Source organism: Photorhabdus viridis (genome assembly GCF_040256935.1).
Taxonomy (GTDB): Bacteria; Pseudomonadota; Gammaproteobacteria; order Enterobacterales; family Enterobacteriaceae; genus Photorhabdus; species Photorhabdus viridis.
Window position 1 is genome coordinate 26,651 of record NZ_JBEJZY010000047.1, and the last position, 9,632, is coordinate 36,282.

General features: G+C 49.2%; 12 protein-coding genes and 1 pseudogene. All 13 read left to right on the forward strand.

Going from position 1 to position 9,632, the window contains the following annotated elements:
* Positions 1-6 precede the first annotated feature (6 nt).
* Complete coding sequence (locus ABR397_RS18235) at positions 7-366, forward strand: phage tail tube protein (RefSeq protein ID WP_036769165.1); 360 nt, start codon at positions 7-9, stop codon at positions 364-366.
* 2 nt (positions 367-368) lie between these two features.
* Positions 369-719, forward strand: a complete 351-nt coding sequence (locus ABR397_RS18240) for a hypothetical protein (RefSeq protein WP_350306976.1) — start codon at positions 369-371, stop codon at positions 717-719.
* 1 nt (position 720) lies between these two features.
* Positions 721-852 carry a hypothetical protein gene (locus ABR397_RS18245; protein ID WP_350306977.1) on the forward strand — a complete coding sequence of 44 codons (132 nt, stop codon included), beginning with the start codon at positions 721-723 and terminating at the stop codon, positions 850-852.
* Positions 853-2,712, forward strand: coding sequence for a hypothetical protein (locus ABR397_RS18250; RefSeq protein WP_350306978.1), 1,860 nt, complete (start codon positions 853-855; stop codon positions 2,710-2,712).
* Positions 2,712-4,070 carry a DNA circularization protein gene (locus ABR397_RS18255; protein ID WP_350306979.1) on the forward strand — a complete coding sequence of 453 codons (1,359 nt, stop codon included), beginning with the start codon at positions 2,712-2,714 and terminating at the stop codon, positions 4,068-4,070. Before ABR397_RS18250 ends, ABR397_RS18255 begins: the two co-directional genes overlap by 1 nt.
* A complete protein-coding gene (locus tag ABR397_RS18260; protein ID WP_350306980.1) occupies positions 4,063-5,145 on the forward strand; it encodes a phage baseplate assembly protein in 1,083 nt (360 codons plus the stop codon). Before ABR397_RS18255 ends, ABR397_RS18260 begins: the two co-directional genes overlap by 8 nt.
* Positions 5,142-5,687 carry a phage baseplate assembly protein V gene (locus ABR397_RS18265; protein ID WP_350306981.1) on the forward strand — a complete coding sequence of 182 codons (546 nt, stop codon included), beginning with the start codon at positions 5,142-5,144 and terminating at the stop codon, positions 5,685-5,687. Before ABR397_RS18260 ends, ABR397_RS18265 begins: the two co-directional genes overlap by 4 nt.
* Positions 5,680-6,120, forward strand: coding sequence for a phage GP46 family protein (locus ABR397_RS18270; protein ID WP_350306982.1), 441 nt, complete (start codon positions 5,680-5,682; stop codon positions 6,118-6,120). The genes ABR397_RS18265 and ABR397_RS18270 overlap by 8 nt, the downstream gene beginning before the upstream one ends.
* Positions 6,121-7,194: a baseplate J/gp47 family protein gene (locus tag ABR397_RS18275; protein ID WP_350306983.1), complete on the forward strand. Its 1,074-nt coding sequence runs from the start codon at positions 6,121-6,123 to the stop codon at positions 7,192-7,194.
* The gene (locus tag ABR397_RS18280) at positions 7,185-7,772 is read left to right on the forward strand and encodes a YmfQ family protein (RefSeq protein ID WP_350306984.1); all 588 of its coding nucleotides are present in this window, start codon (positions 7,185-7,187) and stop codon (positions 7,770-7,772) included. The genes ABR397_RS18275 and ABR397_RS18280 overlap by 10 nt, the downstream gene beginning before the upstream one ends.
* Before the next feature lie 2 nt (positions 7,773-7,774).
* Entirely contained in the window at positions 7,775-8,908 is a 1,134-nt protein-coding gene (locus tag ABR397_RS18285) for a tail fiber protein (RefSeq protein ID WP_350306985.1), read from the forward strand.
* Positions 8,908-9,534 carry a tail fiber assembly protein gene (locus ABR397_RS18290; RefSeq protein ID WP_350306986.1) on the forward strand — a complete coding sequence of 209 codons (627 nt, stop codon included), beginning with the start codon at positions 8,908-8,910 and terminating at the stop codon, positions 9,532-9,534. The genes ABR397_RS18285 and ABR397_RS18290 overlap by 1 nt, the downstream gene beginning before the upstream one ends.
* A gap of 29 nt (positions 9,535-9,563) precedes the next feature.
* Positions 9,564-9,632 (forward strand): annotated as a pseudogene (locus ABR397_RS18295) (DNA-invertase); the annotation flags it as partial.

The following is a 9,632-nucleotide window of genomic DNA, read 5'->3' on the forward strand; positions in this document are numbered from 1 at the left end:
AAAATGATGGCAAGCCCCTATCAGTACACCGGTATTGCGTATATCCGGCTCAATGGCAAAGAGATTCCAACAAAGGACGGCGCGCAACTGACGCCGGGCGGCGTAACCCGCGACCCGGTTATCGGTGCCCGGGTTTACGGCTGGCAGCAAACACCGAAAGAAGCCCGGCTGAGCTGTGTGATTCCGCAAGGCCCCGGCGTCAGTCTGTTTGTGATTAAAAATATGGTGGATGCGACTATCGAATTTGAATGTGATACCGGCGAACGGTTCATGCTGGCTAACGCCTGGTGTGATGGTAATGTGTCGCTCACCAGCAAAGGTGAGATATCCGCGGAATTTATCGGCATTGAATGTAAGGAAATTTAACCATGTTTCAGTTAAAGCACGGCCTGCAATACGGCCATGATGACGAGGCCGAAAAACAATTTGATGTCGAGCTACGCCAGTTGACCGCCGGCGATTTGATTGATGCCGAAACCGCCAGTGAGCGGGTGGTGATGACGGAAAAAGGCCCGATGCTACTCTCCAGTCCGGCGCTAATGGGCTATGAGCTGTTACGCCGCACTATCGCGCGGATTGGCAATATCAACGGCCCGATACCGATGGCACTGTTAAAAACCCTGCATCAGGATGATTTGGAGTCAATCGCCAGCCAGGCCGGTTTACAGCGTCATGTTGCGCTGGAAACGATGAGGCAAGTCGCAGACGAGGGGCGATAGTTTGCAGTGCGTTCGGGCCGTTGAACGCACTGCCTTATCTGTCGGTATCCGGCTTAAAAGTGGGCCAGCCTGGGCGCTGGCCTTACCCTTGCCGAAACTGTGGCTGTATTCACACTGGTTGGAGAAACGCTAAATGACCACGAAAAATCGCGCCGAATTTATTGTTAATCTGGTCGGCAATGTCACGCAAAAAGCCCGGCAGTTTGGGGCCAGTATCCGCCGGTTCGGCACGGAAGGCAGTCGCTCAATGCGGCTGTTTTCCAGTGCGGTCACTGGGGCGAACGGCATTCTGGATAAATTTGATAACCGCCTGGTGGGATTTGTCACTGGCGGCGGGCTGGCAATGGCGGGCAAACGGGTTGCGGAGCATCAACAAGAAATCACAGAAATCGGCACGCGCTACAACATGACTGCCGATCAAGTGATGAAACTGGATGCCGCTATCAGTCAGGTCGCTGCAAATCGTAAACTCAGTACATCCGATCTCATGACCGGTGCAGAAGCCTTTTTGGGAAAAACAAATGATTTTGCGGCGACCTTAGCGCAACTGGACAATATTGCGCTCAGTATCAACGGGATTAAGATGGATGCTAGTGAAGCTGGTGATGTTTTGGGTAAGCTTTGGACAACGGGTAAAAGTTATAAAGCTCCAGAAACAATGCGCCGCTGGCTAGATACAGTAGTATCCACTTCGAAGGAGGGAACTGGAAATATTAAAGAGCAGCTTGTAGCAATTGCTGCACAAGCGAAAAATACAAAATGGCAGTCGCCAACAGCTCAAGGGCAATTGTTGGCGATGATGCGAATAGCCAGTGCTGAATTTAATGACCCGTCACAAGCGGACAGTGCCTTACAAGATTTTTTTGGGGTTATTACTGACAAAGATAAATTAAAGACACTGTGGCAAAAGGGGAGAATAAAATCCACTGATAAAAGTAAGCAACTAAAACAACCTGCGGATTTAATGTTTGAAATCGGCACTGCGGCCAAAAATAAGGAAGACAATTTAAAAGATGTTTTTGATGGCGACACCCTGAAATTTATCATGATACTCGGTGACCCTAAAAAACGTGATTTGGTAAAAAAAATTGCTCACCCGGATAATATTGAAAATGGCCTGCTGGAGAAAAAGGCCACACAGAATGTCCAGACGTTTAATGGGGCATTAACGTCACTAGCGAACACCGGCGAGCGGTTTGCTCAGTTAAAGCTGGCTAAACCTGTTCAGGATTTGGCTGACGCTATACATTCGCTTACCCCAGAAGAATTGGATAAATACGCCGCTGCCGTTGAAAAAGCCGCGTATGCGATCGGGGCGGCTGTGGCGGCGCGTTATGTGTATCGCGCCGGTAAAGGGGTATACAATTTTGCTAAATATATTAAGGGCGGCCCGGCGGGTTCGGCGGGTGGTGATACCCCTTCAGGGCCATTAAGTGGTACTGATGTGGTGCCCGTTTATGTGACGAACTGGCAAGACCAGAACAACAATAATCATGCAACAGGGCCTGACGACAATTTTAAGTTTAAAAAAGGCAGGATCCGCGGAGCGGCAATTGCATCAACCGTTGCGCTGCCCCTGTTGTCACCCGAAGAGCGAGATAAAAATCTTAATAAGTATTTCAAACAGATGCGTGAAGAATATCCCCATGCCTACGACGAAAACGGTAAAGAACGCGGTTCTCAAATATTCCCCATCAGCCTTAAGAACTGGTGGTATGAGCGTAACGAGCAGATAGCCAAAGAAGGGATTAAACCCTCTCCCTACTTAACCGGTGACTGGGGGGAAAATACCGCACCGAATATTACGGACACGACGAACCCTACAGAGCCGTGGGAATACCGCCAGCCCCGACCGCAGCAAAAACCGCCGGAAGGCAAGATTACAATTCAGGTTGAAACGACCGGGGATATCAAAGCGAAAACCACATCAGTCAAATCGGAAAATATCGATTTGCGAGTGAACACCGGCTACAGCTATGGGAAGAGTTACTGATGATACCCGATTTTGATGGCGTGTTAACCCTGTTTAATGATACCTCCTGGCGTTCAAAAGTCGGGACGGGTAAAGGGGCATTCCGGGGTGCCCCGTTCTACATTATTGATGATGCGACATTAACCGGTGGTCGTCGTGTGGTTCGCCATGAATACCCCTTGCGGGATGACGGCGAAACCGAAGACCTGGGTTTGACCACCCGCGAGTATGCATTTACGGCGGTGGTGTTGGGTGATAACTATTTTAGTCAACGTGATGCGCTGATAACGGCACTTGAAGCCCCCGAACCGGGCGAAATCGATCATCCGTACTGGGGCAAGCAGCGGATCCAAATCGAAACCTACACCGTGCGCGAATCCTGCTATACCGGTGGGGTTGCCATGTTCTCTGTCACTTTTGTACCGGCAGCAGATAAGACCGCCCCGGTTGAAGCACACAAGCCCGAACTGAACAGCGACCGCCTGACGAACCGCGTTCTGTCCGATGTCACGGCGGCATGGGACACAGTCACCGGCGCAATGGCTAAAGTCACTGACACGCTGAATACCGTTGAAGCGACGGTTAACACTCTTGTTAATGGTATTCGTAGCTTACCGGCCACCGCCGGTATGAATCAATTATTGGGTTCCGCGCTGGCGCTGAAAGGTGCCTTAAAGAATCTGATTAATACCCCACATCAGCTCTTTGATGATATCGCTAATTTGGTCAGTGGCATGGCGGAAGTTGCCCCACCCGCCATTGCCAGCCGGGCATTACGTAAAACCGGCAGCAGTATTCAGGTGCAATCAAAATCGAATGTGCCGGCAGCGGCGCATTTACAGCATGTTGTTAATACCACCACCACGGTTTTTATTGCGGCTCAACTTGCTGGGTTAGTGTTAAACGCGGCGACAGAAGCCGCGAAAACCAAACCGCCGGCACCTTCATTAACCCTGGCCGGAACATCTTACACCGTTTTTTCTCCGTCAGCCGTTAATGCTCAGTTATCCGAATCTGGGGCTGAAATCCCGGTAACCTCTATTCCGCTGATTGAAACGCTGGATGATACCCGTAAAGCCAGCGTACAGCTTGATGATGAGCTGATGCAATTACTGATAGCAACCGGTGATTTGGGCTGGTTCGAGACCTCAAATCAGCTGCGAGATTTTCGCATTACTTTTGTGCAACAAATGCAGGCCACGGCGGGGGCGTTACCGACAGCCAGACATATTGCGCTGGCAGGAACAGAGCCGGCGCTGGTCACGCTTTATCGTGAAACGGGTGAGGTGCATCAACTTGCTCGTTTTATCCGACGGAACGGTATCCGACACCCGGCGTTCGTCACCGGTGGTGTAGAAATCGAGGTCATCAATGGCTAACACGATAGAATTAATTTTGGGCAATAAAATTTATTCCGGCTGGAAAACGCTGGATGTGACCCGCAGTATTGAAGATATGGCCGGGCAATTTTCGCTAGGTGTCACCGTTAAAGGCAGTGACTCACCGCTGGTACTCATGCCGGGACAATCTTGTCAGCTCGAAATAAATGGTCAGCGGGTAATTACCGGTTATGTGGATACGGTGGAAACCCGTATTGATGATGAGCGGACTATCACAGTGTCAGGCCGGGATAAAACCGGTGATTTAGTCGATTGTGCCGCAATACATGGCAAGGGTCAGTGGCGTAATGTCACGCTGGAAACTATCGCCAAAGACTTGTGTAAGCCGTTTGGTGTGACTGTTTGCTGGGAAGTCAAAACAGCATCGGCGGCAACCGTGTTCAAACAATGGCAGATTGAACCCGGCGAAACTGTGTTTGATAACCTGTCCCGCGCGGCCCGGCACCGTGGTGTGCTGGTAACCAGTAATGCCCTGGGTGAACTGGTTTTTACCACTGCCGGCACGGAAAAAGCCGGTGTTTTGGTGCTAGGGCCGGCAGACAATCAGGGCGTGAAAATTCAAACGATTGACACTTATCTATCGTGGATTGACCGGTTCAGTCTGTATCGCGTCAAAGGCAGTAATGCCGCTGGCGGCTTATGGGGTGAAACCCAAACCCCGGCACAATCTACCGCGATTAATATTGATGTGCATGATGCTGAAATTACCCGCTATCGCCCCACTATTATTCTTGCTGACGATAACCTGACTAAGGCGAAAGGCAATGCACGCGGTTCGTGGGAGCAAAAACGCGCACTGGCGCATGGCGTAACCGCAACGGTGGGGGTCACCGGCTGGTTCAAACCAAACGGCCAGCTTTGGCAGCCTAACGAACTTGTGGTGCTAAAGGCCCAGCCAGCCGGATTGAATGAGAAAGCCCTGTTGATTATCTCGGTGAATTATACGCTTGATAACGATGCGGGCACGGTAACAAAGCTCGAACTGATGCCGCGTGACGGTTTTAACGAACCCGCCCAGCCTGAACCCAAAACCAATGATGGGGTATGGAAATGATTAATCAGCTTAATAAACTCACTGCCAGCCTTCAGCGCCGGGTCCGGCTGCTGATTTCGCGGGGCGTGGTTAATATTGTCAATGACTCACTGAAACAGCAAAACCTGCAAGTTTCGTTGCTGGCTGATGAAGCTGCTGACGATGTAGAACGGTTCCAAAACTATGGTCACAGTAGCGTTCCGCCCGTCGGCAGTGAAGCCATTGTATTGTCGGTTAGTGGCGTTCGCCAGCACCTGGTTGCGATTGCCGTCGACAATAAAAACAGTCGGTTGGGTAAGTTAAAGGCGGGTGACAGTGCGCTTTATCACCTGGAAGGGCATCATGTTTTACTGACTGAAAATGGGGTTGTTCGCATCCAGTGCAAGCGTCTGGAAGTCGTGGCGGATGAGATCGTGTTTGACACACCCCAAACCCGCTTTACCGGCAATGTTGATATTGTGGGGGTCAGTACAGCGGACAATCATATGTCAGGTTCAACCAGCGGTAAAGACCATATTCATACTGAACACGACGGATACAGCACGAGCAAACCACATGAATGATATCGCGCTTCAATGGCAAACCAACAACGCGGACATCGCTATCGATCATGCCGATATCACTCTTGATAATTCATTAGCTACCGCCGTCATTATTTCCTTGTTCACTGACCGCCGGGCACTGGATTCTGATGCACTCCCTTCGGGGGCCGGTACTGACAAACGCGGTTGGTGGGGTGACTCATTTAATAAGCGGCCAATCGGCAGCAGACTGTGGCTATTATCGCGGGAAAAACAACTGTCATCGGTTTTGCATCGTGCCAAAGCCTATGCTGATGAAGCCCTGACATGGCTGATTGAAGATAACCATGCAAAGCAAATCACTGTTGCAGCAGCAGCACCCGAACGTGGGGTTTTACTGTTGACAATTAATATTACTCTATTCGACGGCAGTGTGTTGCCATTGTCGTTTAAAGCCCATTTAAGTGTGATTTAAATGCCGTATAAAGCCCCGCCTCTTAGTACATTACTGGCTCGTACTCAGTCAGATATTGAAAGTCGTTTACCGGGCACATTTGCCCGTTCTGCATTCAGTACCACGGGGGCAATTGCTTTTGCTCATGCAGGCAATGCCGCCGGATTGCATGATCATCTCGCGTGGACCAGCCGACAAGTTGTTCCGCATCTTGCGGATGATGACAAACTCCTTGAGCATTGCGAATTCTGGGGGGTATGGCGTAAACCCGCTACGCAGGCGACAGGGAGTATTACAGTAACTGTGTTAAATGAAACTGTGGTACCCAAAGGTACGCGCTTTCAACGCCCTGACGGTATTGTCTTTGAGTCTATTGATGATGTTTATGCGGAACCGGGTGAAAATCGGGTTTCAATTATAGCGATTAACCCTGGCAGGCAGGGAAATACAGCAGCTGGGGTTGAATTTGAATTGGTTTCGCCGGTTGTCGGTGTGAAAACCCAAGCCATGACTCATTACATTGGCGGTGGTGCAGAACTGGAATCGATTGATTCACTGCGTTCTCGTTTGTTGTTCAGAGTGCAATATCCCCCCTCCGGGGGCAATAAATATGACTATGAACGCTGGGCGAAGGAATGTGCCGGGGTCACTCGTGCGTGGTGTATCCCGCGCTACCGTGGCTATGGGTCGGTCGGTGTTTTGTTCGTGATGGACGAAGAAACCAATATATTTCCACGACCAGGCGATCTGGTGCGTGTGAAAGAATACCTGACCGGGCATATTAACCCGGTGACTAATCAGGCAGAGGGGAAGACTACCGGTGCAGAACTGATTGTTGAAAGCCCTGCTGCCAAGATCATTAATTTTCGTATTCGCTTATCGCCGAACACAGAAGTCGTCAGACAGGCGGTAAAAACCAATTTGAAAGGTTATCTGGAAAATCTGCCGCCGGGTGGACTGGCTTTGCTATCAGAAATGCGGGCAACCATTTCTAACGCGCCGGGTGAAATTGATAACACTGTGATTTCACCTGTTGCGGACGTGTATGCAGCCGGACATGAAATTTTTGTACTCGGAGATGTCGAATGGCAATGACCGCAAAAGACTATCAAAAATCCGGGCTTGATTTGCTGCCCAACGGTAAAACCTGGCTAAAAGATCCTGATAGCAATTTGGGTCAATTAATGCTGGCTACCGGCGAAGAATTTGCCCGCATCGATGTGATTAATGATGCCATTTTAAATGAAATTTATGCCGACCGGGCTTTTATGCTGCTTGAAGATTGGGAAGACTTTGCCGGGCTTCCCGATTGCAGTATTGACGATGAGTCAACGATTGACAGCCGCCGGCAGGCAGTAAAAGCAAAATTAGTGATGTCAGGCAGTCTTTGTAATCAATTTTATGTGCATCTGGCCGCAGAACGGGGCTATCGCATCAAAATTGAGGAGCATTACCCTCACCATTGCCTACGTGGATGCAACTATCCCATTTATCCAGAAAAGAATTGGTTTCGTGTCTTTATTCATGTCTTTGAAAGGACTGCTCGTTTTTCAACAGTGCTTGATAATTGTCAGCAGCGCTTGCGTGTTGCTGACGCGGCAGACCTTGAGTGTTTATTAGAACGCTATGCCCCCGCTGAAACTGAATTTGTATTTATTTATCATGAGGATTAACGATGTTTGGACTTGATAACCCCTCTGGCGTTAGCGTGATGCCGCCCATTACCCCGGCAAGCAATCCGACACCGCTCTGGTTTACTGAGGGCGGCGCGGGTCTTGCTGTCAGCTACCCCGGCCAAGAATGGTTTAACATTGTGCAAGCTGAATTGTTGGCGGTTTTGCAGGAAGCGGGCATTAAGCCCGACAAAAACAAATTAAATCAACTTGCCGTTGCAATTAAAAGTATTGCAGCTGAAAGAGGTATTGAACTGACAGACAAACTTGGCAATAGCAGTGTATTAGCCGCATCACAAAAGCTGGTTAGTGAAGTTAATGACAATGCTAATAATAAACTAGCTAAAAACCAGAACGGTGCAGATATTCCTGATAAAAACGCGTTTATAAAAAACCTCGGTTTGGTGGAGACGGTGAATAAGGCGAATAATGCGTTTCCAAAAACTGGCGGAGATATTTACGGGCAAATTGCATTAAAAGGCGATAAGCGACTGGGATATTACATTACTGATAACGACGGACAAATTCGTGCAGCAATTTATAAAGATAAGGGCGGCAATCTTATTCTGACGAACGGTTATGATGGCGGCGGGCTGTTTATCATCCGGCGTGATGGAGCACTAAGCTTCGGTAATGCGGCGTCAGCAATAACTGGGGATGGAAATATTTACGGAAATACATGGTCTGTCGGCGGCGGTGTGCCGGGATATTTACATGATTATCTTGATCGCTTGGCCCCTGCCGGCGTCCCGCTTCCGTACCCGCATAGATACACGCCTGCTGGCTATCTCACATGCAACGGTCAGACATTCGATAAGTCTTTATATCCGAAGTTAGCAGAAGCTTATCCTGCCGGTAGAGTGCCCGATTTAAGAGGCGAGTTTATCCGAGGATGGGATGATAGCCGTGGTGTCGATCCGGGGCGAGTATGTGGCACGTGGCAAGCTGGCGCGAATGAATCACATAGTCACATAATGCCAACAGGCAGAATGCCAGTTAACGTTGATTCTACATCAAAAACGTGGGTCGTTGTTGAAAACGATGTGTCCTCAACAAAAGTATCAACATATTCCTCGGGTGCAAACGAAACCCGCCCCCGCAACGTTGCATTTAACTACATAGTGAGAGCAGCATAATGACAGAACAGAAATACTCTTTAGAACATGAAACAGCCGTATTGGGTAAAGATGGTTTAGCAATTCAAGCAGGCTGGATAAAGGTTTATCACTCGAATCAGATAACGAGAGAATTCATCGCGTCAGATATCGAGTATGTGATGCTCGGTGTCAGTTTATCAGCCGGTGCTTATCCTGATGCGCCAGAACTGCCGAAATCTCATGATGTGGCCGTATGCAGAAGTGTTGATAAAAGCCGTTGGGAAATCCTCCCCGACTATCGCGGAAAAGTGGCTTACGACACGCTGACTCGTGCGGCTATTGAAATTACGGAAATCGGTGAGTTACCAAACACACTGACATTCAAGAAACCACCCACAGATTTCGATAAGTGGAACGGTAAAGACTGGATAGTTGATCAAGACTTACTCAAGTCTCATCAAATCAATGAAGCAAAACAACAGCAAGCAGCACTATTACAACAAGCAAATGAAACAATCTCATTGCTACAAGACTCTGTTGACTTAGAAGTCGCGACAGATTCAGAGAAAGCCGCATTGCTGGAGTGGAAAAAGTATCGTGTGTTACTCACTCGTGTAGATGTGAATCAAGCGCCTGATGTTGAGTGGCCGCCAGTGCCGAAGTAAATTGAAAGCCGGGTGACCGGCTTATATGCCTCACTGATAGTATCGATACAAGTACCGCTATGGGCCGGTTCTTCTTTCATGTGATGAGCGCTCTGGCT